General features: G+C 48.1%; 18 protein-coding genes. 9 read left to right on the top strand and 9 right to left on the bottom strand.

What is annotated here, in order from left to right; genetic code table 11:
- Positions 1 to 15 precede the first annotated feature (15 nt).
- Positions 16 to 939, top strand: a complete 924-nt coding sequence (locus tag WCK19_RS03075) for a type II restriction endonuclease (protein ID WP_342395887.1) — start codon at positions 16 to 18, stop codon at positions 937 to 939.
- A 158-nt stretch (positions 940 to 1,097) separates the two neighbouring features.
- Here WCK19_RS03075 and mazG read toward each other — a convergent pair whose 3' ends face one another.
- From mazG to WCK19_RS03035, 8 genes are all read right to left on the bottom strand, one after another.
- A complete protein-coding gene (mazG, locus tag WCK19_RS03070; RefSeq protein ID WP_342395886.1) occupies positions 1,098 to 2,612 on the bottom strand; it encodes a nucleoside triphosphate pyrophosphohydrolase in 1,515 nt (504 codons plus the stop codon).
- 44 nt (positions 2,613 to 2,656) lie between these two features.
- On the bottom strand, positions 2,657 to 3,808 hold the full coding sequence (purK, locus tag WCK19_RS03065) for a 5-(carboxyamino)imidazole ribonucleotide synthase (protein WP_342395885.1): 1,152 nt from the start codon (positions 3,806 to 3,808) through the stop codon (positions 2,657 to 2,659).
- Between the two features lie 93 nt (positions 3,809 to 3,901).
- The gene (locus WCK19_RS03060; protein ID WP_342395884.1) at positions 3,902 to 5,434 is read right to left on the bottom strand and encodes a C40 family peptidase; all 1,533 of its coding nucleotides are present in this window, start codon (positions 5,432 to 5,434) and stop codon (positions 3,902 to 3,904) included.
- A 128-nt stretch (positions 5,435 to 5,562) separates the two neighbouring features.
- Entirely contained in the window at positions 5,563 to 6,939 is a 1,377-nt protein-coding gene (locus tag WCK19_RS03055) for an ABC transporter substrate-binding protein (protein ID WP_342395883.1), read from the bottom strand.
- Between the two features lie 62 nt (positions 6,940 to 7,001).
- Positions 7,002 to 7,706 (bottom strand): ABC transporter ATP-binding protein, encoded by a 705-nt coding sequence (locus WCK19_RS03050; RefSeq protein ID WP_342395882.1) that lies wholly within the window; start codon positions 7,704 to 7,706, stop codon positions 7,002 to 7,004.
- A 1-nt stretch (position 7,707) separates the two neighbouring features.
- Positions 7,708 to 8,490 (bottom strand): ABC transporter ATP-binding protein, encoded by a 783-nt coding sequence (locus WCK19_RS03045; protein WP_342395881.1) that lies wholly within the window; start codon positions 8,488 to 8,490, stop codon positions 7,708 to 7,710.
- A gap of 6 nt (positions 8,491 to 8,496) precedes the next feature.
- Positions 8,497 to 9,648, bottom strand: coding sequence for a branched-chain amino acid ABC transporter permease (locus tag WCK19_RS03040; RefSeq protein ID WP_342395880.1), 1,152 nt, complete (start codon positions 9,646 to 9,648; stop codon positions 8,497 to 8,499).
- 13 nt (positions 9,649 to 9,661) lie between these two features.
- Positions 9,662 to 10,684, bottom strand: a complete 1,023-nt coding sequence (locus WCK19_RS03035; protein WP_342395879.1) for a branched-chain amino acid ABC transporter permease — start codon at positions 10,682 to 10,684, stop codon at positions 9,662 to 9,664.
- Positions 10,685 to 11,173: 489 nt separating this feature from the next.
- Between WCK19_RS03035 and WCK19_RS03030 the strand changes: the two genes are divergently transcribed.
- From WCK19_RS03030 to rsmG, 8 genes are all read left to right on the top strand, one after another.
- A complete protein-coding gene (locus tag WCK19_RS03030; RefSeq protein WP_342395878.1) occupies positions 11,174 to 13,072 on the top strand; it encodes a putative glycoside hydrolase in 1,899 nt (632 codons plus the stop codon).
- Positions 13,073 to 13,086: 14 nt separating this feature from the next.
- Positions 13,087 to 14,670: a putative glycoside hydrolase gene (locus WCK19_RS03025; protein WP_342395877.1), complete on the top strand. Its 1,584-nt coding sequence runs from the start codon at positions 13,087 to 13,089 to the stop codon at positions 14,668 to 14,670.
- A gap of 11 nt (positions 14,671 to 14,681) precedes the next feature.
- Entirely contained in the window at positions 14,682 to 15,149 is a 468-nt protein-coding gene (locus WCK19_RS03020) for a hypothetical protein (protein ID WP_342395876.1), read from the top strand.
- A 6-nt stretch (positions 15,150 to 15,155) separates the two neighbouring features.
- A complete protein-coding gene (locus WCK19_RS03015; protein ID WP_342395875.1) occupies positions 15,156 to 17,414 on the top strand; it encodes a glycosyltransferase family 87 protein in 2,259 nt (752 codons plus the stop codon).
- 168 nt (positions 17,415 to 17,582) lie between these two features.
- Complete coding sequence (dxs, locus tag WCK19_RS03010) at positions 17,583 to 19,484, top strand: 1-deoxy-D-xylulose-5-phosphate synthase (protein ID WP_342395874.1); 1,902 nt, start codon at positions 17,583 to 17,585, stop codon at positions 19,482 to 19,484.
- Between the two features lie 124 nt (positions 19,485 to 19,608).
- Positions 19,609 to 20,664 (top strand): type 2 isopentenyl-diphosphate Delta-isomerase, encoded by a 1,056-nt coding sequence (fni, locus tag WCK19_RS03005; RefSeq protein WP_342395873.1) that lies wholly within the window; start codon positions 19,609 to 19,611, stop codon positions 20,662 to 20,664.
- 21 nt (positions 20,665 to 20,685) lie between these two features.
- Positions 20,686 to 21,948: a histidine--tRNA ligase gene (gene hisS, locus WCK19_RS03000; RefSeq protein ID WP_342395872.1), complete on the top strand. Its 1,263-nt coding sequence runs from the start codon at positions 20,686 to 20,688 to the stop codon at positions 21,946 to 21,948.
- Between the two features lie 6 nt (positions 21,949 to 21,954).
- Positions 21,955 to 22,704, top strand: a complete 750-nt coding sequence (rsmG, locus tag WCK19_RS02995) for a 16S rRNA (guanine(527)-N(7))-methyltransferase RsmG (protein ID WP_342395871.1) — start codon at positions 21,955 to 21,957, stop codon at positions 22,702 to 22,704.
- A gap of 337 nt (positions 22,705 to 23,041) precedes the next feature.
- On the opposite strand, the gene WCK19_RS02990 is transcribed toward rsmG, so the two are convergent.
- Positions 23,042 to 23,304, bottom strand: a 263-nt coding sequence (locus tag WCK19_RS02990) for a hypothetical protein (protein WP_342395870.1), incomplete at its 5' end; no start/stop codon positions are given.

Raw genomic sequence — 23,304 nt, 5'->3', positions numbered from 1 at the left:
AGGCAAATACCCGGAATGAAGTATGCCCCGATATACGAGAAAACTATAAATTGTGCTAATTCAGTACAAGTATTTGATTACTTGATGGGTACTCTTGTAAAATCCATCAAATATTGGGATTATTTCGTTGCATGGAACAAAATTAAAGACAGTGTAAAACCTTATGAAATCGACCTTAATACTATAAATTACTTGGTAGGAAAGCAGGAAATTGAGAAAGAATTCAAAATTCTGATTAGCTCGCATCCTACTGTGGTGAGAATACTCCCTCTTTTAATAGCGTGTCGAGAAAATAATTTTAGTATTCTAGCCGAATTTTCCACAACAGGACCTCAATACGATAACTTTACGTTTGACTTAAAATCAACTCTCACCCCAACTGAAATTGATAATATCTGCACCTTTGCCAAAAATACAGGGCTTTTAGATATATTTAAAAATCGCAATATAAAAAGTGTGCCGGATTATGTATTTGGGGTAGAAGTTGGCTTGGATAGCAATGCCCGAAAAAACCGTAGCGGCACTGCTATGGAAAATATCGTAAAAAGCCTGATTATTAAAGCCTGTGCTGAAGCTGGTTATGAGTTTTTACCGCAGGCAAAACCAAAACAATTAAAAGCAAAATGGGATATAACAGTTAAATTTGATAAAGCTAGTAGGGATTTTGACTTTGCAGTAAATTGTAACGGAACTCTTTATTTAATTGAAACCAATTACTATGGCGGTAATGGGTCAAAGCTTAAAGCTACAGCGGGGGAATACAAAAAACTGCATGATTCTTTAATTGAGCAAGGACATAGATTCATTTGGATAACTGATGGCCTTGGTTGGGAAGCTTCGCGGAATCCTCTCGAAGACGCATTTAATCATATAGACCATATACTTAATTTAAACATGGTAAATCAGGGAATTCTTCAATATATTTTAGAACATAGCTGACAACTTAAAGATTCGACTGACTTGTTAAGTTCCAAAACACGAATTTGTGGCTTTTCGTTATCAACCAATCATTTTTACCGAACATTACCCGGCTTGAGTAACAGCATAATTGTTTGACAAATTCGGTTGGAGCTTAAGTTGCCACCTATGCCCTTAACTCACTTCCCCGTTCTTTTGCGGGCTTCTTGCCAAAGCGCTTCCAGTTCAGTCAGTTCCATTTTGTGACCATCCAAATTGCGCTCATGCAGTAGCTTTTCCCACTCGGTGAAACGCTTGCGGAATTTCAGGTTGGCAAGGCGCAGGGCTTCTTCCGCATCCACCTTCAGGTCGCGGGCAACCGCACACATCACCATGAACACATCGCCGATTTCCTCGACCAATTCATCGTAATTGGTGGTGTGGCGCACTTCCTCGATTTCCTCGACCAGTTTGTCCAGAACCTGATCTAGATTGCGCCATACAAAACCTAGACTGGCAGCTTTGCGCTGCAAGTTTTGCGCTTGCAACAGTGCGGGCATTTCGTGTGGTACACCCCCCAACACCGATTGCTCTTCTTCGCTTTTTCCGGCGCGTTCGGCTTTTTTAAGCTGTTCCCAGTTATGCGCTACCGCTTCCGCATCCTCTACGCTGGCTTCTCCGAACACATGAGGATGTCGGTGAATCATCTTGAGCGAAAGCTCACGCATCACTTCGCGAATATCGTACTCGCCCTCGTCCGCTCCGATTTGCGCGTGTAACACTACCTGTAATAACAGGTCGCCAAATTCCTCTACTAATTTCTCCGGTGCTTCGTCCAGCGCGTGAATCACTTCGTAGGTTTCTTCTATAAGGTAGCGTTTCAGGCTGGCATGGGTTTGTTCACGATCCCACGGACAACCACCCGGTTCACGCAACCGCGCCAAAATATACTGCACATTGGCGAAGCTGCCTGTTGCCTCAAGAATTGGCATTGATGGCACATAAACACAGGTCAGGTGGTCAGTCCATTCGGGGTGTCGGTCTAGCTCAAAGAGTGGAATATCCAACCGCGCCTGTTCGCCCGGCACGCCTGCTCCCCGCAACAATGTAACCTGATGCCCGTCTGGGTAGTCTTCCATAAGAGCTAGTTTAACTGCGCTGGCAAGACGCTGGTTATACACCTGTCCCACCAGCAACGGACGCAAAATCGGCAACTCCAGCCCCTTTTCGCGAGGTAGGTGGCTTTCAGGGCGTGTTGCCAATTCCAACGCATCCAAAATGGTTAGGCTATCTTGTAAAGGGTCAAGATTCAGCATATCAAGTGCTGGTTCGATAAAACTCAACCCATCCACGATTTCAACAGCTATCCTTGATTCGCTCGCTTTTGCTAACAGTCGGGTGACGCTACTTTCGCCCACCAACGGATGCCCCGGCACAGCGTAAGCTATCGGCTTGCCACTCTCTTTTGCCAGTGCCAACAACTTGTCCACAATTGCGCCATAAACCGACTCGAAGCTCTCAAATCGGTCGTAATAATCATCAAACGACTCCAGTTTAACTTCGGGTGGCAAATGCGAAACGGTGGGATGCTTGGCGGTGCGTAGCCAAACCGTGCCGGCTTCGCGCATCGCTTTTAATGCGCCCAACGTTAAGTGGTCGGGATTGCCCGGACCCAGCCCGATAACAATGATTTTAACGGTTGGAGGATTTTCCATTTTTAACCTATTCATTGATAGTCACACAAATGAGCAAAGCGTTGCTAAAATACAAGATAATCAGCCGCTTCTTGTGCGATTTTTAGCGCGTCTGCCGCAGTACCACCGGGCGCAAGGGCGGTGATATGCCCCATCTTGCGCCCCGGACGCGAATACTTTTTGCCGTAAATATGTATATTTGCGCCGGGGACTGCCAGTGCCTTCTCCATGCCCTTTGCCGAAACAGGCGCAGCATTTGTGCCTAGCAAATTTACCATCGCGGCGGGCGCAATCAGTTCAGGGGAACCCAACGGCAAGTTTAGCACGGCGCGTAGGTGGTTCTCAAACTGTGAGGTGAGGCAAGCTTCAATGCTGTAATGACCGCTATTATGGGGGCGTGGTGCTAACTCATTTATCACCACCCGATTGTCATAGGTCAAAAACAATTCGATGCCGTAAATGCCGATTCCACCGATTGACTCGATTGCCTTGCGCCCAATTTCGGCGGCTTTCTCTGCCACCGAAGGCGGTACTGCGGCTGGTGCAGTTACGATATGGCAAATATGGTTTTTTTGAACTGTTTCTACCAATGGATAAACCACCGCTTCACCTAACAGATTGCGTGCAACCATCAGCGCCAATTCTTTGGTAAATGAGATATACTGCTCCACCATCAGGCTACGTTCTGCCGCGCCCAATCGCAAAAAGCCTTCTTCTATATCGGCTTTGCTACGGATTGTAAAATTTCCGCGCCCGTCATAGCCGTTGCGCCGCGCTTTCAATACTAGCGGATAACCGTATTCCGCCGCGAATTTTTCCACATCCGCCACTTGCTGTACTCTAGCAAAAGCCGGAACCGGCAAACCGGCGCTAGATAATGTTTGCTTCTGCCGCGCCTTGTCCTGCACCAATGCCAGCGTTAAGGCAGAGGGATATACCGGCTTTCCTAGCGCCTCTAACTCACGCAATATTTGAGAATCGACAAACTCGTTTTCAAGTGTAATAACATCGCTGGCAGCCGCAAACCGTTTCAGTAATTCTCGGTCGCTCCATTTGCCGGAGAACTCATAGGCTGAAATCTGTCCTGCCGGACTGTTTTCTTCCGCTTCGAGTATTGCCACGCGCATCCCCAATCGGCTGGCAGCATAAGCAGACATCCGCGCCAGTTGTCCGCCACCTAGAATCCCGATGGTCACATTTGGTAGGTTCCAGTTCATCTAGCATCCATCATCAAAAATATAGAGGCGACATGTAGCGTCGCCTCCAAGGGTTAATCTCTCAATCCAACTATTATACAACAACCGCTTTTTCTATACACCTACCCGCCGGGCTGCGTAAAAGCGAGGACCATAGTACGAATCGTTAAGGTAGTCAATCGTTACGCCCGAACTTTCGTTTTCGGCATGAACGAAACGTCCGCCCCCGATGTATATTCCGGTATGTGAAGGTCCCGGCATATAGGTATTGGCAAAAATCAGAATATCTCCCGGTTGCAAACTATCCTTCGGTACGGCAACTCCGGCTGCTAGATTTGAGGCTGCGCTACGTCCCGGATTCACTCCTGCCACCTGAGTCATCACCCAATAGACAAAACCGGAACAATCAAAACCGATGTCTGGGCTGGAGCCAGCATAAATATAACGATAGCCTACAAATTTCAGCGCGTAGTCAGTTATTCGACTGCCAAGCGAACCGTTGGTAGGGGGTGCAGGAATCGCCTTTACTTCCAGTTTGGGTGAGGTGGTGACGACAGTGGCAGCGCTATTGGTACGCTGCAAAAATGCGCCATCTACATATCCCACTTCACCGTTGCGATCTAGTTTGTACCAAGTTGTTCCGGCTGAATCCTTGAAAGGACCTGCCAACAGTTTTAGAACCTGTCCTTCATAGACATAACCGTTTTCGGCAAATTGCTTGCCTGTACCTGTCCTGAAACGAATGGGATCGCCACCAGTATTGGATATTCGCATGAAACCGCCCGTACCGGCAACCGCATTGTTACTAGCGGTAGTAAGGTATTTACTACTGATATACCCTACAGAACCTGTCCATTCTACCCGAAAATAGCTGTTGCCTTGACTGTCATTGAAGGGTCCCCCTAGAACCGTGACCAACCATGTTTCGCCCAGAATTGCAAGCGTGCCGGAGAGCGGGTTCGATTGTTGGCGCATTCGCACTCCCTCGCCAGCCGTTCCACTAACCCGCGCTTGCCCCCCGATTTTCAGGCTAGGTACAGCAGAAGCGGTAGTAGTTCCTTTTCCAGCAAAGATTAGGTAATCGGTTATAACGTAGCCGATTTTGCCTGCCCACTCGATTTTATAAAAACTGTTGCCCTGATTGTCCTTGAATGGACCGCTCTGCACAGTGGCGAGCCAGTTTTCACCTAGGGTAGCCACCAGCGTAGAATCGGCGGTAGGTTGCGCCCTCATATTCACCCCATCACCACCAGTTCCGCTGACACGCACCTGACTACCCGGTGCGATACCGCCGGTTCCGGCGCGGCTGAGATATTGGGTCATTATGTAGCCAGTTTTGCCTGTCCACTCTACTTTATAGAAAGTATTACCTTTGGAATCGGTGAAAGTCCCACCCAGAATAGTTACGCGCCATGTTTCGCCCAGCATACTGATAGTGCCGGATTCGCTACTTGGTTGCTCACGCAATCGAACGCCGTCGCCATTTGTGCCGCTAACTTGCGCCTGTGTACCCGCTTTTAGACCAGTTTCAGCAAAAGCCGGGCTAATAGTTTGGAAGAACAGGCTAAAGAGGATTATGAGAAGGGAAAAGGAAGCAATCCTTAATAGTGTATTTCTAGCAGATAAGAAACGTAAATGTGCGTTCAAAACGAAATGAAAACCTCCTGAATTGGTAAAGCATAGAACAAAGGCATATTAACAGGGGTTTAAACTGCTGTCAAATAAAAAGAAGCCTCATCCCACATGATAGTGGATGAGGCAACTATTCAAAAGAATTACTTGTACTCGATTGGGTCGCTTACCTTGACGGTTTTGCCGTCTTTTTGCTGCAAGAAGAACAGCGATTTGAACGGTGAGCGATTGTCTTTGCCGTAGGTAATCGGAGTAACTGAAACGCTGCCAGTCCAGTTATCGAAAGACTCAAGCGCGGCAATCAAAGATTCGCGGCTAAGGTCTTTACCTGCGCGTTTAAGAGCTTCTTCCATAATCTGAGCGCCGATGTAACCCCACAATGCGAAGTTACCGACCTGCTCGTTTGGCAGTGTCTTCTTCATAAACTCGCGGAACTTGACTACTTTCGGGTCAGTTGAGTCCGGCAGAGGAGTAAAGGAGGTGGTATAAGCGCCTTCAGCCGCAGTACCGGCGTTAGTCCAGAACTGAACATCGTTCTCTACATAAGCCAGTTCCAATTTGGGTTTGTAGCCGAGTTTGTCCATTTCCTTAACAGCAGTTGCGCCCGGACCGGGTACTGCGTTAACAAACACCAGTTCTGCCGCCGCTTGCTGCAACTTCAGAGCCTGTGAACTGAGATCGGTTGCGCCTGCTTCGTAGGGTACTTCCACTTTCACTTCAAGCTTAAGCTCTTTAGCTTTCTTGACGAAAGACTGGTAGGCTTCCTTGCCGAAAGCATCGTTCTGGTACAAAACCGAAACGGACTTGACTTTCAAGGTATCGGCGGCGTATTGCGCCAGAATGTTACCCTCGAAAGTGTAGTTTGGCAACACGCCGAAAGCATTCTTCTGGAAACCTGTCGGGTTGACCAGCAAGCCGGAGCCGGTAGCAAAGCCTACGTTCGGAACCATGCCGTTTTCCTGCAAATAATCCTTAAATGCAAGGTTATTGGCAGTACCGATGTTGCCCATTACCGCAAACACTTTGTCCTGCTCCACGAATTTCTTCATGTTTGCTTGAGACTTTGCTGCCGCATAGGCATCATCCTCGTAAAGGTACTTGATTTGGCGACCATAAATACCGCCGGCTGCATTCACTTCTTTCCAGTAGGCATCCTGTACGCGGGATACGATACCGTAAGCGGCAGCGCCACCGGATTGAGGAGTTGAGCTACCGATTTTGATTTCGGTGTCGGTCACGCCGGTCTTGTTACCGTTCGCTACCGGTGCAACAGTCTGAACCGCGCCAGCAGCGGTAGTGGCTCCTGCAGCGGTGGTAGCGGCAGCAGTAGTAGTAGCTCCAGCAGCAGCGGTGGTAGCGGCGGCAGTAGTACCAGCAGCAGTTGTAGCAGCTTTGGTAGCCGCAGCGGTAGTGGCAGCTACAGGCGTAGCGGTATTGTCACCGCAAGCTGCCATTAACAAGGTCAGTAAGGACATGAGCGCAATCACAGCGCCAAGTTTTAGCGATTTAATTCGCTTCATTCAAGTGTCTCCTCTCTGTGAACTTTCACAAAGCACCACTGCTTTGTGCTAACTAAAAGAACCTATCTGCCAAGATATGAGTGTCTGACTTCGTCGTTGCGACGCAGTTCATCTCCCGTACCCTGAAGCGCTACTCTGCCCGTTTCCAGCACGTAACCGTAATGGGCAATGTGCAATGCTTGGTAGGCGTTTTGTTCTACCAACAGAACAGTAACGCCCCGTTTGTTGATTTCCTGAATTATATGGAAAATTTCCTTCACCACTAAAGGGGCAAGCCCAAGTGAAGGCTCATCCAGCAAAAGTATTTTTGGGCGGCTCATCAAAGCCCGTCCCATTGCTAACATTTGTTGCTCACCACCGGAAAGTGTTCCAGCAAGTTGGTTAATGCGTTGTTTAAGGCGCGGGAAATAGTTAAAAATCATATCAAAATCTTGATTGACTTCGCTTTTATCCTTGCGCGGGTAAGTACCCATCCGCAAGTTTTCCATTACTGTCAGGTCGGTGAAGACCTGCCGTCCTTCGGGGGATTGGGCAATGCCTTGCTGCACTATTTTCTGAGGCGGATATTTCTCGATGTTTTTGCCGTCATATTCAATCTTACCGGCAGATGCCTGTACTATACCGGAGATAGTGCGTAGCATAGTAGTTTTGCCCGCCCCGTTTGCGCCCAGCAACGTGACAATTGTGCCATCCTGTACTTCGATGCTAACTCCCTTTAAGGCGTGAATTCGACCATAATAGGTATGAATGTCGTGAAGTTTCAGCATACTAATCCAGAACCTCCTCATTGTCACCCAGATACGCCTCGATAACTGCCGGATTTGACTGGATTTCGGCTGGCGCTCCTTCGGCTATTTTTTTGCCAAAGTCCAGCACATATAGTTGCTCACAAATGTCCATCACTAGCGACATATCATGCTCTACCAGCAGCACGGTAACGTTATAGGCGTTACGGATGTGTTTAATCAGGGCGGATAATTTATTAGTTTCATTCGGGTTTGAACCTGCAGCAGGTTCATCCAGCAAAATGAGCTTTGGGTTAGAAACCAGCGCCCTAGCCATTTCCACCATTTTTTGCACCCCGAAAGGTAGCATAGCAACTGGCTTATTGGCATATTGCTTAATACTCAGTTCCTGCAATATTTCTAACGCCCGTTGGGTACTTTTCTTATCGCTAGAACGGCTCGAAGGCAAGGATAGCGCATCCTCAATTACTGTGTTTCGCATGCGGGTATGCTGCCCTAATAACAGATTTTCCATCACGGTCATGCTCTTGAACAATTCAACGTTCTGGAAAGTTCGCGCTACTCCCATTTTAATTACATCATCGGTTCTTTTAGCGGTTAAATCCTGCCCATCAAACACGATGCGTCCTTTGGTAGGCTTATAAAAACGACTGATACAGTTAAATACGGTGGTTTTCCCTGCCCCGTTTGGACCAATTAAGCCTACAATCTGTCCTTTTTTAACGGTCATACTGAAATCGCTGATTGCTTTCAACCCACCGAAAGTCATCTCAATATTCTGTATTTCTAGCAAAGTTTCGCTCATATTCGTCTAAACTCCTTTGCGCGCTTCGTTAATAACTTCTTCCGATATAGGCAGATTATTTTCTTTGGTCGGGTCAAGCATTGGTTCTCGTCCGACACCGCGCATCCACTCAGCTAACTTTTTGAGGGCACCAAATATTCCATTAGGCATGTAGAAAACACAGAGTATTATTATCAGACCATAGAAAATTGACTCGAAATTCTCGATTGAACTTCCAGTCATTTCCCGCAATTGGGTTTTCAGTGATTTGATTAATTCAGGTAGTATTACCAGCAAACCAGAACCGATGATAGCGCCGGGTATTGAGCCTAAACCGCCCAGAATTATGGCAGCCAGAAAGAGTATTGATTCTGCTGCGCCGAATTGCAAGTCTTTGGCATCGAGTTGCCCAATCTGCGCCATATACATCGCCCCGGCTACCCCGGCGAATATGCCGCTAAGGGAAAATGCCAGCACTTTATAGCGCCCAATATGTACACCCATTGCCTGTGCCGCTGTTTCGCTATCACGAATAGCGCGGAACGCTCTTCCGGTGCGGCTTCTCCACAACCCTATCGCCAGAAGTACCATCACGGTAGCGATTATGAGAAAGAGATAATATCTTGAAAGGTCGTCTCTTTTGGTAAACTCGAATATAGGAAGATATTGTTTCTCAACCTTCACCACCCCCAACTTGGTAGCTAGGTCGTTCGGGTCGTTGAAGAGGTCGTTAAATTGCGGGTTAAGTGATAAAAATTCCGGCACGGCAACCGCAAATCCAAAAGTTGCAACCGCTAGATAAGAGCCGCTCAATTTTAACGCCGGAAGCCCTAGCAATAAGCCGATTAACCCCCCGACTATAGCAGCCAAAACGATAGCAATTGGGTAAGGTAATGAGATTTTTACTACCAGATAGGCTGCCGCATAACCGCCAAAGGCAAATATAGCGGAATGTCCTAACGAAATCATCCCGGTTAAACCTACCAACAGGTTCAAACCAATCGCAGTCACACTCAAAATAACCCATTGACTAAGCAATGAATAGGTGTAGTTATTACCCTGAAACATTGGAATTACGGTGATTGTTACCGGTAATGTGATCAGGAATATGCCTAGCAAGGGTAAACCGATATAGGGCTTTCGCAACAAATCGTAAATTATATTGGATATCTTATTCATTGTTTTGAAACCCCTATACTTTCTTTCTAACGACTTTGCCCAACAAGCCGTTAGGTCTGAAGGTAAGTACCACTACGATAATCAGAAACGCCAGCATGGATCTCAAACCGTCCGGTAGGTAGAAGCCCACCAGATTATCAATAATCCCTACCAGCAAACCTCCAACTACCGCTCCTACCAGACTGGTCATCCCTCCTAGTACCGCCCCGGCAAAGGAAAGAACGGCTACGTTTGCCATCATCAGCGGCGAAAGGGAAATTTTGGGCGCAACCAACACACCTGCAATAGCCAACAACATCATGGCAATCATCCAAGTTAGCCCTGTCAGGAAGCCTACATTTACGCCCATGAGTTTGGCGGTCGTAGGGTTTTGCGCCATTGCTCGCATTGCTGTACCCACCAGCGTAAACTTGAAAAAGAGATAGAGCAGTAGCGACAAAAACGCACCAATGAGCATTGCGGTTATCATTTCTCCTGTTATCGAGATAAAGGCATTGTCCACATTAATACGGATGTTTGCGCTTTTGACCGCATCCAGTTCGGAGAAGGGTTTGTTATCGGCTTTCCAAATGAAACTGGCAATACCAAACAAGAAAACACCTAGACCAATAGTTACCATTACTTGGCTCAAAACCGGAGCTTTGCTCAGAGGGCGCAATAGAATACGCTCAATCATCAAGCCTAATAAACCGGCGAAAACCAGTGTTGCAACAATGGCAAGCAGGTAATTGCCCAATCCGATGGTTTCCGGTAATGGATTATTGCCTACCCGCCCAACTAAAACACTAAGGGATGAGAAACACACAAAAGTGGCGAACATACCCATTTCGGCTGTTCCGAAGTTAACCACATCAGAAGATTTGTAAATCAGTACAATACTAAGCGCAACCAACGCATAAATGCTACCAAACGTTAGTCCATTAACAATATTACGTCCAAGTGTAACTAAATCGAAACCCTTGCCACTATCAGCCAGAATGGTTGCCACAGCAGCGCCACCAGCATCAGCAAGGTAGGCAGTAATCAAAGCAGACATTGTCTCCCCCGAGCTATTAAGGTTTAAACCAGCACATAACTAACTAACTATTAATGAAGCGTGGGTTTACTTAATTCGGAGCCGGTTGCGTAACCCGGCATTCTTTCTCTCGACAGCGTGGGATATAATACTAACCAATCCCTATGATTGTATGAATTATGGGAAAGATTACCATAATCTAATTATCTTTGCACAATTATTCCGTTGTAGAATAGGTCATTTTGACCTTGAAATTATTAGGGAGAGATTAAAAAAAATAATTAAGGATTGAATCATAGCGTCTATTTTTTTTTCTTGCTTTTCTGAACCTGTCAGCTATAAAAACTTGACAGTCCTTCATACGCTGCTTTAATATGACTTAATTATTGCTCTGTGTAACGAAAATAGATTTAGATTGAATCTTACGATGTTGCACGAGTGTTTTCTGGGTTATATCAAGTGCAATCAGTTGAGATACAGCGCACATAATACTATGGAGGAACTCTAACATTGAGTAGAAAAAGAACCAATATGCTTGGACCGGGAGGTATGACAATAGCCGCCGGTCTGGGAGTGGTAACTGTTCTCTTTTTGTTATCGCAGTTCGTTATACCATTTTTCTTCAATCGCTCCGAACCCGGAAAAGTCACAAAGACTTTGATTACGGGCAAGATTCTCGATTCTGTTACAGGCTCTCCGGTTCTAAGTGCTACTATAATGTCAGGCAATAATAAATTGGCTGAAGTAGATTATAGCGGCACATTTACAATAACTCAATCGCTTCCACAGAGTCCTATAAATGTGGTCGCACCAGGTTATATCCCTGCCGCTTTATCCAGCAAACAAACCACCTTCTCAATGGAACTCAAGCCCAATACTCTCAATGGGCAGCTTATAGATACCGATACCCAGAAACCGCTTGCCGCTCGTTTAGTGCAATCCACCAGCCTTGGTAGCGTCATCACGGATGAGGAAGGGCGTTTTACCTTCTCGCGTATTACCCCTAATGAGAAGCTAAAAGTTCAGCTTATCGGCTACGAAAAGGTGGAAGTGCCGATAGACCTCAACAGCCTAGATTCAGTTGTCACCCTTTCGGTGCGTTCAACCGTTCTCAGTGGGCAGATTTTGGATGCCGAAACCGGCAAGGGTGTGCCAAATACCTACATTTCTATCGTGGGAAGCTCCACCGCCGCAGGTAGTGGCAGCAGTGTATCTGGTGATAGAAACGGCAAATTTAATATGAATGATGCCCCGCGTGGTGCAGGGGTTCAACTTAAAGTACGCGCTCCCGGCTATAAAATCCAGACCTTTCCGGTAGAGCAAGTCGCTAAAGCTGATATTAAGCTTGTACCGTTCAAGTTTCAGGGTGTTGAAGTACCGGGCATCTTTGCCCTCAAGCCCAACTATGCTGAGCTTTTTACCCCCTTTCTTGAATTGGCACGGCAAGGCAAAATAAATGCCATCGTGGTAGATATGAAACACGATGATACCGGCAAGCTCTTATACGATAGCAAAAATTCCCTTGCTAACCAGTTAGGGCTAACCTATGATGTAAATGGATTTCTCCGCAAAGATTTGATTGATGTTCCCAAACTGCTAGACGATGCTCATAAAGCGGGTCTTTATGTAGTAGCTCGTATGGTAGTCTATCGGGACCCGGCGCTTGCCAAAGCTAAGCCGGAATGGGCGCTCCGTAACCGCAATACCGGGCAACCTTGGAAAGACCTAAGTGAGCTAGTCTGGCCCAACCCGCTTATACCCGAAGTGGGTGATTATAATGTGGAAATTGCTAAAGAAATCGCTGGGCTTGGTTTTGACGAAGTGCAGTTCGACTATATTCGCTTCCCCACCGACGGTAAACTGGCAGATGTAGATTACGGCAAAGGGCTTTCGTGGTCGGTGTTGGGCAAGATGGAAAACGAAAAGATGCGTACCAGCGTTATTGAACGCACTGTCAGCAAAGCTTATGATGCGTTACGCTATACCGATACTTATTTTTCGCTGGATGTATTCGGCTATAGCCTATGGTTAGCCGATGATGTGGGTATTGGGCAGCAATATAATAACCTAGTTATGCTGGCAGATTACATTTGCCCGATGGTTTATGCTACTCACTTCCAGAACGGTACACTTGACCTAACAAAATTCCCCGGACCGGTGGGTAACTACCCCGGTGAAATTGTCGCCCGTAGCGGCAAAATCTCAAATCTTATTGAGGAAAAAATAGCAACGGTAGCACGCTATCGCCCATGGCTCGAAGATTTCGCGCTTGCTCCGGTGAAGCATACACCTGAGAGGGTCAAAGCGCAGATAGAAGCAGCAACCACTAACGGCGCATCTGGCTGGATTCTTTGGAACGCTTCCGGAAAGTATTCAACCACTGTTTTACCATCCGCTCAACGCAACTAGGAGGTCTTATTCTTATGAGGCGCCGCCGACGCGGTTTGAGCTATCTACCGCCAGAACCGACGCGCACTCCTTTTCTTATATATCTGCTAGTGGCAGGTCTCTGTTTTGGCGCAATCTTCTTTTTCAAAAACCAGATTATTAAGCCCGTTAGCGGGAAAGTATTAGATGCTTACAGCGGTAAGCCCGTTGTAGGTGCAACTGTTCTGTTGGAAAATGACCAGCGCTTAGCACGAACCGCCTCGATTAGTGATACTCTTAACGCTCTTACCGACCTTGATGGTAGTTTTAGCTTTGATAAAGCTACCGATAACCTCACGCTAAATGTGTCTGCAAACTATTACCGTCCTGAAAAAGTCAATACTAACCCGTCTGCTTCGCTTGAAATAACTTTGCGCCCCAAAACTCTGCGCGGTATTGTGAAAGACCCGCAGGGGAAACCGCTTGTGCATGCCAGCGTCACCTCCGCTGACAAAAATGTGTTGACGGATTCGGACGGTTCTTATGTCATTGATGATGCGCCGGAAGAAGGACAACTGGTAGTTAAAGCCGCTGGGTATAAACCTGCCACTGTACCATTCAAGCGTACTCAAACACAGGATGTAACCGTTCAGAATCTTGTGGTTAAGGGCGTGTATCTGCGGGCGGCGGTAGTTGCCGATGGGGCAAATTTCCAGAATATTCTGAACCTGATTTCCGTCACCGAGTTGAATACAGTTGTTATAGATTTGAAAGATTCTAACGGCTGGACTTACTTCGACAGTAAAAACCCATTGGCGCGACTTGTGCCTGAAGGTAAAGGGAAAATCTCCAATTTACCTGCGGTAGTGAAAAGCCTGAAAGAAAAAGATATATATACCATCGCCCGTATTTCGGTGTTTCAAGACGGCAGCCTAACCGATGTTAAGCCGGAATGGGCTATCAAAAGCCGCAGTACCGGCAAATTGTGGGCGGATTCAGCGCGTTTTAACTGGGCAAATCCTTATTTAAAAGAGGTTTGGAATTATAATATTGACCTTGCCAGAGAGGCAGCAATTTCCGGTTTCGATGAAATCCAGTTCGCCTTTGTACAATTTCCTTCTTCCGGGCAACTAACCGATATTGATTACGGACGTTCCAGCAATACCGAATCGCGGGTTTTGACCATAAGCGGTTTCCTGAAAGAAGCAAACTTGCAACTAAACAAGTTGGGGGTTTTTGTTTCGGTGGAGGTGATGGGGCAGAGTGTTTTAGAAAGTGGTGATCTCGGTATTGGGCAGGATATAACCCAGATTGCCGATCAGGTGGATTATATTTCTCCGGTGCTTTTCCCAAGCTATTTTGGGGCTAACAGTTTTGGCTTTGCCAGCCCTGCCGCCCAACCCTATGAGGTAATAAATAAAAGCCTGACCTATGCCCGCACCAAACTGGAGGGAAAACGCGCCCAAATGCGCCCTTGGTTGCAGGATTTTAGCGCAGAAGGTACAACCTATAGCCCTGTCGAAGTACGCGCTGAAATTCAGGCAACGGAAGATGTGGCAACAAATAACAAGTTAATAGCAAGTTGGCTGTTGTGGAACGCGGAAGCTCGTTATAGCGCTGCGGCTCTTCGCAAAAAATAGAGAAAGAGATTATGAGCCAAACCGCCGAAGAAAAAGAAGCTCTCGATTTTTTGCAAAATCATATCAAGGCTATCATGGAAAATGATACTGCCACTTATGCTGCTACCACCAGTCCCGACCTTTCACTTTACGAATGGTATATAATGCCTCATCGTATAGATGGGCTGGATTTTCACTACTTTATAATGAATGAAGCCGCCCGGCGTGGCACAAATTTTCAAGCGCAGGTTAGCGGAGAAGCCGCCTCAACTGAGAAGCCCCATACCCGCTTTGACCTTTGCAACTTGCGCCTACAACTTTATGGGGATACGGCTATCGCTAGTTATACTCTTTTGCAAACTACCGGAACCGCGCTTGGCGTGACTACTTCTAGCCATCACGAAACACGGGTGATGCTCAAACGTGATGGTCAATGGCAAGTGGTGCATGTGCATAAAAGCCCCTCATGGAGCGCACCCTATATGCCTCCTGTCCGGTAACGTAGCATGAAACTCAGTCTTCCCCTACAAGTTTTACTTATTGCGCTGGTGGCGCTATGTGCGGCATTGGCGGCTGAATTGGTGCGCCCTGCCTTTGTAATTGATTTTGGCGCGGATGACCGGATTGACCAATTATATTTTCAGGTTGATAATGACGGCTTTTATAATCCTGAAAAACGCCCCGGTGAAGATTCCACCTATCGCTGGATTGGCAAGGAAGCGGTTTTGCGCCTCCCTTGGACGCTTGAGTCTATCCCTCTTAAAGCTACTTTGCTGGCTACCGCCCCGCGCCCCGATCGCGCTCCCGATAAAATTGGTACAACTCTGAACGTTTACAGCCTGAACGGAACGAACACTGCCAGAATCGGTGCTTACGAACTGATAGGGCTGTTTGAGGGTAGTAAACTCATTTTCCAAATCCCTGCCAACCTGATTCCTGATTTCGAGAAACCGCGCCTACGCTTTGAAACCCTAGAAGCTTATCAACCGGGTAAGGGGGACACGCGCCAACTTTCTGCAATCATGCTGAACCTTACCTTTCAGCCGGATTATGCTGCTTTTGGTTGGAAAGACTGGCTAGGGCTATGCGTCCGTCCGCTTTTGTTGGCAATTATCACGCTGAGTGTATGGGCTATAGCCGGGCTATTCACAAGGCGAAATGCGATACGGTTGGCTTTGGAAGCGGGCGCGAGCGCAACGTTGGTAGCAAGCCTATTATTTTGGCAGGAAGGGGCAGAACCTTTTTATGCGTCTTGGGCAGCTTTGCTACCGCTGGCATGGTTGTTGTTGTGGCTATCCGGTAAGTTTGCTGCCGCCGCGCCCTGCTTGCCTGCTCCACTGCTATATGCCGCAACTTTGCTGGCGGGTATGCCGTGGGCGCAACTGCTTTTCGGGCGCATGCCATGGGATTTGCAGAACTCCAATACGCTTTCATTTATAGCATATAACGCGGCGTTATTGCTCTCCCTTGGAGTTTATTTGTTGGCGCGTTCTCGTTTTGAGAAGGTATTTATGTGGACATTTCTGGGTGTGGCGGCAGCCCTATATGTTTATACTCATTGGTATGTATTTGACCAGAACCTTTATCGTGGCGCAGACTTCCGCAATTACTACCGCGCCTTGCTAGACGCGCAAGATGGGCAACGCGCTTTATATCTCATTGATGAAATGGGCGCTGCTCCGGGTAGAGCAATACGCTCCTCTCCGGCGTTCGCCTTATTTTATGAGCCACTAGTGTGGTTGTTTGGGCGCGATATTCCTTCGGCTATCTTTTGGTGGCGACTGGCTAACGAATTATTGCTGTTGCCCACTGTTCTGATTCTCATGAAAATTTTCAACGCTTTTGTACCCGGCAAGAAGATGTGGGCGACAGTTCTATTTCTGACACTTGGCTTTGGACAATTCGCCGAAACTATTGCCTATGGTCAGCAAAATAACCTGATTCTGTTTGGGCTGGCATTGACCGCGCTATGGGTTAAGCAAAAGCGGGATACTTTGGCGGGATTCGCTCTTTCTATTCCGGTTTTGGTTAAATTGCTGCCAGCCGTATCGGGAGTATTCTTCCTGATTGAGCGGAGGTGGCGCGGCTTTCTTGGTTTGGCGGTGGGCGCGGCTTTGGTTAACGCCTTGACCATTCCGGTGGTTGGCTGGGATAATTGGTGGTTCTATTTTACCCGCGCAATGTGGAATGTAAACGCGCCCGAATTGGGCATCACTAACCAATCTTTCTGGGGATTTATGGGGCGCGTGGTTGCGCCGGAAGTACACGGCGATTTTACCACTCCCTATCCTGCCGGGCTTGCTCCCATCGGCTATTTGGTATCAGTATTCGCTTTTGCCTTGACTATGCTAGTAGTGTGGCGGGCGCGTGGCGGTAACGAATTGTCTCACCAACTAATGCTTGGCGCGTTAACGGTAGTAGCATTATGGACATCGCCCTTTAGCTGGATGCACTATATTGTACCGGGGCTAGTCGCGTTTGTAGCGCTGGCGGCGGCGTTAAGTAAAACCACAGAGTCGCGCACTCGCTTGATGCTATTTGGTTTGGTCTATGCTGTGCTGGCTTACGGCGGGCACAACGAATTTTTCTTCACCGACGCGGTAGGGCTGGAAAAGCTCGGCAGCAGTTATCGCTTCTTTGCCACCTTTGGGCTGTGGGCGCTAAATTTATGGGCGCTGTGGAAGCTTCCTTCTGAAACGAAATCCGCTTCTTCTGTCGCTTCTAAAGCGGTAGCTTTGCCGCTAACAACTGATGGGCAGAAATAAACCCACTTTCTTTTATCTTAAAGTTTAAAAAATGTAGAAAGTAGTTCAGAGTCTGGATTATATTCGTTTAGAATGTATTGAATGTTAAAAAGTTGACAAACGTTCGATACGGCAATAAAATCAATCCACGATGTTAAATTTCCTCAAAATAGGTAAGGTGGTGAGTTAATGAGCGGGTATCTATCTAAGATTAAAGATCCCTCCGACATTAAACAGTTTTCAATTGCCGAACTCAAAGAACTGGCTGATGAGTTGCGCTCCGCTATTCAATCGACAGTTTTTAAAACAGGCGGTCATTTCGCCAGCAATTTTGGTGCTATTGAGCTTTCAATAGCAATGCACTATGTGTTTAACAGCCCTCGCGACAAACTAGTCTGGGATACTGGGCATCAGGCTTATCCTCACAAACTGCTGACGGGGCGATATGACCGCTTCGATACTATTCGTCAGTATGAGGGCTTGAGCGGTTTCTTGAGCCGAGAAGAAAGCGTGCATGACTCGTTTGGGGCAGGGCATGCCAGCACTTCTATTTCCGCCGCTTTTGGCATGGCGATGGGTCGCGACCTCAAGGGCGAAGACTATGATGTGATTGCTATTATCGGAGACGGGGCGTTGACTGGTGGCATGGCGTTTGAGGCGCTCAACAACGCCGGAACTCACAAATCTCCTTTTATCGTAGTATTGAACGATAACGAGATGAGTATTTCTAAGAATGTAGGCGCTCTTTCAAAGTATCTTGACAGAGTTCGCGCAGACCCGATGTATTTGCATGCAAAGGATGAAGCTGAACATGCTTTAAATAAATTGCCGATGGGCGGAGAGATGGTCAATCTGGCGAAGCGGGTTAAACGCGGGTTTAAAGATTTGGTAGTGCCAAGCACTATCTGGGAAGAACTGGGCTTTATTGGGTTAGGTCCGGTAGATGGACACGATATAGAACTCCTGATTGAAACTTTTGAATTGGCTCGCAAAACCCGACTGCCCGTTTTTATACATGCCATTACTGTTAAGGGTAAAGGCTGGGCTGAAGCAGAAGCCAGTGTGCAAGGTCGAATTGATTATCATGCTCGCAGCAACAAACTGAGCGTGACTCCTGCTACTACCGCGCCCAATTATGATAAAGTTTTCGGCGATACTATGTGCAAGATTGCCGAAAAAGACCCCAAGGTGGTAGCGATTACCGCCGCTATGACCGAAGGCACCGGGCTGCTTGATTTTGCCAAGCGTTTCCCTGAGCGTTTCTTTGATGTGGGTATTGCAGAGCAGCACGGGGTAACTTTCGCGGCAGGGCTTGCCTGTGAGGGCATCAAGCCGGTTGCCGCAATCTATAGTTCGTTCTTGCAGCGTGCTTTCGACCAGATTGTACACGACTGCTGTATCCAGAACTTACCGGTTGTATTTGCAATGGATCGCGCAGGGTTAGTGGGAGATGACGGGCGTACTCATCAGGGTACGCTAGATATTTCCTATTTGCGCTGCTTGCCCAATATCGTCTTGATGGCTCCCAAAGACGAGAACGAATTGCAGCATATGCTTTATACCGCTGTAAACTACGGGCTTGGACCTGTTGCAGTGCGTTATCCCCGTGGCGCGGGCTATGGGGTAGCAATGGATGGCGAGTTTAAGGCTTTACCCATCGGTAAGGGGGAAGTGTTGCGGCAGGGTGGCGACCTAGCAATTGTGGCATACGGCTCGGAAGTATATCCCGCGCTCGAAGCCGCTACTCTTTTGGCAGAGCATGGCGTGGAGGCGGAAGTAATCAATGCCCGTTTCGCCAAGCCTCTGGATGAAGAATTATTGCTTGACTTAGCGCGTCGCCACACTCGAATCGTTACCGTTGAGGAAGGCTCATTAATTGGCGGTTTTGGTACCGGCTTGCTGGAACTGTTAGAGCAGAAAAATATGCAGAATGTGACGGTAAGGCGTTTGGGAATACCTGACAGCTTTATCGATCATGGACCGCAATCTTTGATACGCGAAAAACTTAAGCTCAATGCGCTTGGAATAGCCGACCGAATACGCGAATTATACCCAGAACTTGCCAAAGGCTTGCCAGCCACCCTTAACTAGGTGGGTTGCGGTATCAATTTCGAGAAAACCCAATTTATATAGTAAAAACGGGTGTACAGGATACACAGGATGGAATATAATTTCCTAACCCTGTGTATCCTTTTTAGTGTGGAGTGATTATTATATGTCTGCTACTGAGAGTGAAGCGCTGGCAACCAGCGAACGAAAAGTTGAACACTTGCGGATTTGTTTGTATGAAGACGTGCAGGCAAAAGGAATTAGCGCGGGTTTGGAAAGCTATCGCTTTATACATCAGGCTTTGCCGGAAATAGACTTGGCAGAGGTGGATATTTCGCTTGAACTATTCGGGCGCAAGGTTAACGCCCCTATACTCATAAGCTCGATGACCGGGGGCGCGGATTGGGCGGCGCGAATTAATCGCAATTTGGCGTTGGCAGCCGAAAAATGGGGCGTGGCGATGGGGGTTGGTTCGCAGCGTGCCGCTATCGAGGATGCCGCCTTGCGCTACAGCTATGCTATTCGTGAGCTTGCCCCCAATATACCCTTGCTTGCCAATATCGGCGCGGTGCAGCTAAACTACGGCTATGGACTGGAACAATGCCTTGCGGCGGTGCGGATGCTAGAAGCGGACGCGCTTTATTTGCACCTTAACGCCCTGCAAGAAGCGGTACAACCTGCCGGAAATACCAATTTCAAGGGTTTGTTGGGGAAAATCGGTGAAATGTGCGAAGCTCTGGCAAAACACAATATTCCGGTTATCATCAAAGAGGTAGGCAACGGGCTTTCACGGGAAGTGTGCCGCAAACTTTATGGTGTCGGCGTAAGCGGATTTGATATAGCGGGTAGCGGCGGCACAAGTTGGAGTGAGGTTGAAAAATTTAGGAACAAACGACAGATTGAGCGCAACACCGCCGGGAATTTCGCCGATTGGGGTATCCCTACCTCACAAAGTGTAATCTGGGCGCGAGAAACTGCGCCAAAGGCGACCGTAATCGGTAGCGGCGGGATACGCAACGGCGTGGATGTAGCAAAAATTATCGCGCTGGGAGGTGATGTGGCAGGCTTGGCAATGCCCTTTCTCAAAGCGGCGGAAGAATCGAGTGAAGCGGTAGAAGCGGTAATTGAGCAACTTGTTCGCGAACTGCGGGTGGCGATGTTTTGTATCGGCGCAAAGGATTTGAGAGAACTGCGCGAAACCCCCCATTTTGTAAAAATATAATCGAACTAGAAAAGTAGAATAATGGCGACCAAAGTTACAATAAAAAATCTGGAAGGCACGCGTGATTTTTACCCCGATAAAATGCGCTGGCGAAATTGGCTGTTCAACCTTTGCCGCGAAGTTTCCGAACGCTACGGCTACGAGGAATTTGATGGGCCCTTTCTCGAACCGTTCGAGCTTTTCGCTGCCAAATCGGGCGAAGAACTGGTAAACGAACAAACCTATACTTTCGAGACCAAAGGCGGCGATAGAGTAGCAATTCGCCCCGAAATGACCCCGACTCTGGCGCGGATGGTAGCCGCAAAACAGAACGAATTACGCAAGCCCATTCGCTGGTACACCATTCCCAATATTTGGCGGCATGAACGGGCGCAACGCGGGCGCAAGCGCGAATTTTACCAATATAACGTTGATATTTTGGGCGTGGACAGCATTGATGCCGATGCCGAGATTATGGCGGTGGTAATTGATATTATGCGAGCGGTAGGGCTGGACAAGCAGGATATAAAGGTGCGGGTCAGCAACCGCTACTATTTGGAAGAATTACTTCACAGTCTTGGCGTTGATTTGAGCTTGAAAGAACAGGTATATCGCTGGATAGACCGCATCGAAAAGATTAAGCCCGAAGCCTTTCGCGCCAACCTGCTGGAAGTGGGACTAAATGAGCAACAGGTTGAAGGATTGGAAGCTCGCCTACGCAGTCGCGATTTTAGCGGCTTCAAGCCGTTAGAGGAGTTCTGGGAGAAAGCCACACAGTACGGTTACGCCGAATTGCTGGAGTTTGACCCTAGCATTGTGCGAGGTTTGCTCTACTACACCGGAACGGTCTTTGAGGTGTGGGATGCCACCAAACGCTTTACCCGCGCTATCATGGGTGGCGGACGCTATGATAATCTGGTAAATGCGGTGGGTGGACAGCCTCTCGCGGGCGTGGGTATTGCCTTCAGTGATGTGGTGATGGAAGAAATGCTGACTCAGATTGGCAAAATGCCGACTTTGCCCCGCCAAATTGACGTTTATGTGGCCCAATACTCGGCGGCAGAGCGTCCTGAGTCTATTAAGGCGGCTACTATATTGCGCGAAGCGGGCTTGAAAACCGAGCTTAATCTGCTCAATCATGATTTGGGTAAGCAACTGAAAGCTGCCAGCGGTTGTGGGGCGCATTTCGCGGTTATTCTTGCCCCCGAAGAATTGGCGCGAGGTGAAGTGAACGTCAAAAATCTGCTAACTCGTGAGCAATTTAGCGTGCCGCTCGACAAACTTGTCGCGACCATCAAAGCCTGATTGCCGATGACACTCGATTTGCTAGTTTCCGGGGCGCGTTCGCTGCTCAACATCGAATTGACAGAGGAGCAACTTGCTCGTTTCCAGTTGTATTATGAAACGTTAGTGGATTGGAACGAGCGTATTAACTTAACCGCCATCATTGCCTACGAGGAGGTGCAGTTAAAGCACTTTCTCGATTCCCTCACGCTTGCCAGCCCTCGATTGCGTGGCGACCCTCCCGGTTTTACCCTAGACCTGAACAATGCGGCGTTGGTGGATATTGGCGCGGGTGCAGGCTTCCCCGGTTTGCCGCTAAAAATTCTCTATCCCGGCTTGAAATTAACTCTGTCCGATTCGGTTGGTAAGAAAACCGCTTTTTTAACGCATCTGGTGGGAAAATTACAGTTGCGCGAGGTGCAGATAATTAACGGGCGTGCCGAAGAATTGGGGCAAAACTCGGCGCATCGCCAAAGATACCAGATTGCTACCGGGCGGGCGGTAGCGGCTCTCAACGTATTGTCGGAATATTGCTTGCCGTTGTGCAAGGTGGGCGGGTTATTCATTGCCCCCAAGAAGGGCAACCTGTTTGAAGAATTAAAAGCGGGCGCGCCGGTTGTACCGAAACTAGGGGGACGCTTGCGCCAAACCCCCATCTTTGACCTACCCGGTGAAGATAACAGCGGACGTAGGCTGATTGTCGCGCAGAAAATCGCGCCTACCCCTGCTATTTACCCTCGCGGCGTGGGTGTTCCTGCCAAAACCCCCCTCGGTTAGTTAAGGATTTCGGGCGCAACGGAAGCCTAGAGTGTCGTTGGTGGTATCGGGACGGTCAATGCGCCATACAACATGGAGATAACCGGGACGAGTTGCCCAATGGTGAGTTAGCAAAACCGCACAGCTGTTCGGCAAGTTCGCTGGGACGCGGGGTATTCAACTTGAATTCGACGGTGGTGGTTTCGCCACTCTCCAGTAAAGCCTGTATCTGCCCGGAATCCAAAGTAGGGAAGCCTTTCCGCTAATACACAATACCGCACGGTAAATACTGCAATGTCGCTATGGTTAGAGGGAAAATAGCTCTCATTGTTTTCGCGAAAGCATTTTGAAATCAAGACTACAACTTCTCAGGGTCTATTCCCAACTCCCGCAGCTTTGCCCACGCCGCTTCTTTCTCCAACCGTTCTCTCTCTGCCTTTTGTTGGGCTACTTCGGCGCGTTGGTATTCCACCTTTCGACCAACTTCCTCCGCTTCCCCTTTGGTTAGACGCATCGCCCCGGTGTGGTCGTATAGGCGCAAATACCCACCGTCCTCTATCAGCCAGCTTTCCAATTCCTCGCTCCACATTCGCCCTTGCTCATCCGGTTCTATCGGCGCGG

Source organism: Candidatus Chlorohelix sp. (assembly GCF_037138995.1).
Taxonomy (GTDB): domain Bacteria; phylum Chloroflexota; class Chloroflexia; order Chloroheliales; family Chloroheliaceae; genus Chlorohelix.
The sequence above is the reverse complement of the archived record's forward strand: the minus strand, read 5'-3'. Positions and strand labels throughout refer to the sequence as shown.

Coding starts and splice junctions, on each gene's coding strand:
- WCK19_RS03055 (WP_342395883.1), bottom strand. CDS start 6,939: ATGAAGCGAATTAAATCGCTAAAACTTGGCGCTGTGATTGCGCTCATG.
- WCK19_RS03020 (WP_342395876.1), top strand. CDS start 14,682: ATGAGCCAAACCGCCGAAGAAAAAGAAGCTCTCGATTTTTTGCAAAAT.
- WCK19_RS03045 (WP_342395881.1), bottom strand. CDS start 8,490: ATGAGCGAAACTTTGCTAGAAATACAGAATATTGAGATGACTTTCGGT.
- WCK19_RS03015 (WP_342395875.1), top strand. CDS start 15,156: ATGAAACTCAGTCTTCCCCTACAAGTTTTACTTATTGCGCTGGTGGCG.
- dxs (WP_342395874.1), top strand. CDS start 17,583: ATGAGCGGGTATCTATCTAAGATTAAAGATCCCTCCGACATTAAACAG.
- fni (WP_342395873.1), top strand. CDS start 19,609: ATGTCTGCTACTGAGAGTGAAGCGCTGGCAACCAGCGAACGAAAAGTT.
- WCK19_RS03025 (WP_342395877.1), top strand. CDS start 13,087: ATGAGGCGCCGCCGACGCGGTTTGAGCTATCTACCGCCAGAACCGACG.
- WCK19_RS03040 (WP_342395880.1), bottom strand. CDS start 9,648: ATGAATAAGATATCCAATATAATTTACGATTTGTTGCGAAAGCCCTAT.
- WCK19_RS03075 (WP_342395887.1), top strand. CDS start 16: ATGAAGTATGCCCCGATATACGAGAAAACTATAAATTGTGCTAATTCA.
- hisS (WP_342395872.1), top strand. CDS start 20,686: ATGGCGACCAAAGTTACAATAAAAAATCTGGAAGGCACGCGTGATTTT.
- purK (WP_342395885.1), bottom strand. CDS start 3,808: ATGAACTGGAACCTACCAAATGTGACCATCGGGATTCTAGGTGGCGGA.
- rsmG (WP_342395871.1), top strand. CDS start 21,955: ATGACACTCGATTTGCTAGTTTCCGGGGCGCGTTCGCTGCTCAACATC.
- WCK19_RS03035 (WP_342395879.1), bottom strand. CDS start 10,684: ATGTCTGCTTTGATTACTGCCTACCTTGCTGATGCTGGTGGCGCTGCT.
- WCK19_RS03050 (WP_342395882.1), bottom strand. CDS start 7,706: ATGCTGAAACTTCACGACATTCATACCTATTATGGTCGAATTCACGCC.
- mazG (WP_342395886.1), bottom strand. CDS start 2,612: ATGGAAAATCCTCCAACCGTTAAAATCATTGTTATCGGGCTGGGTCCG.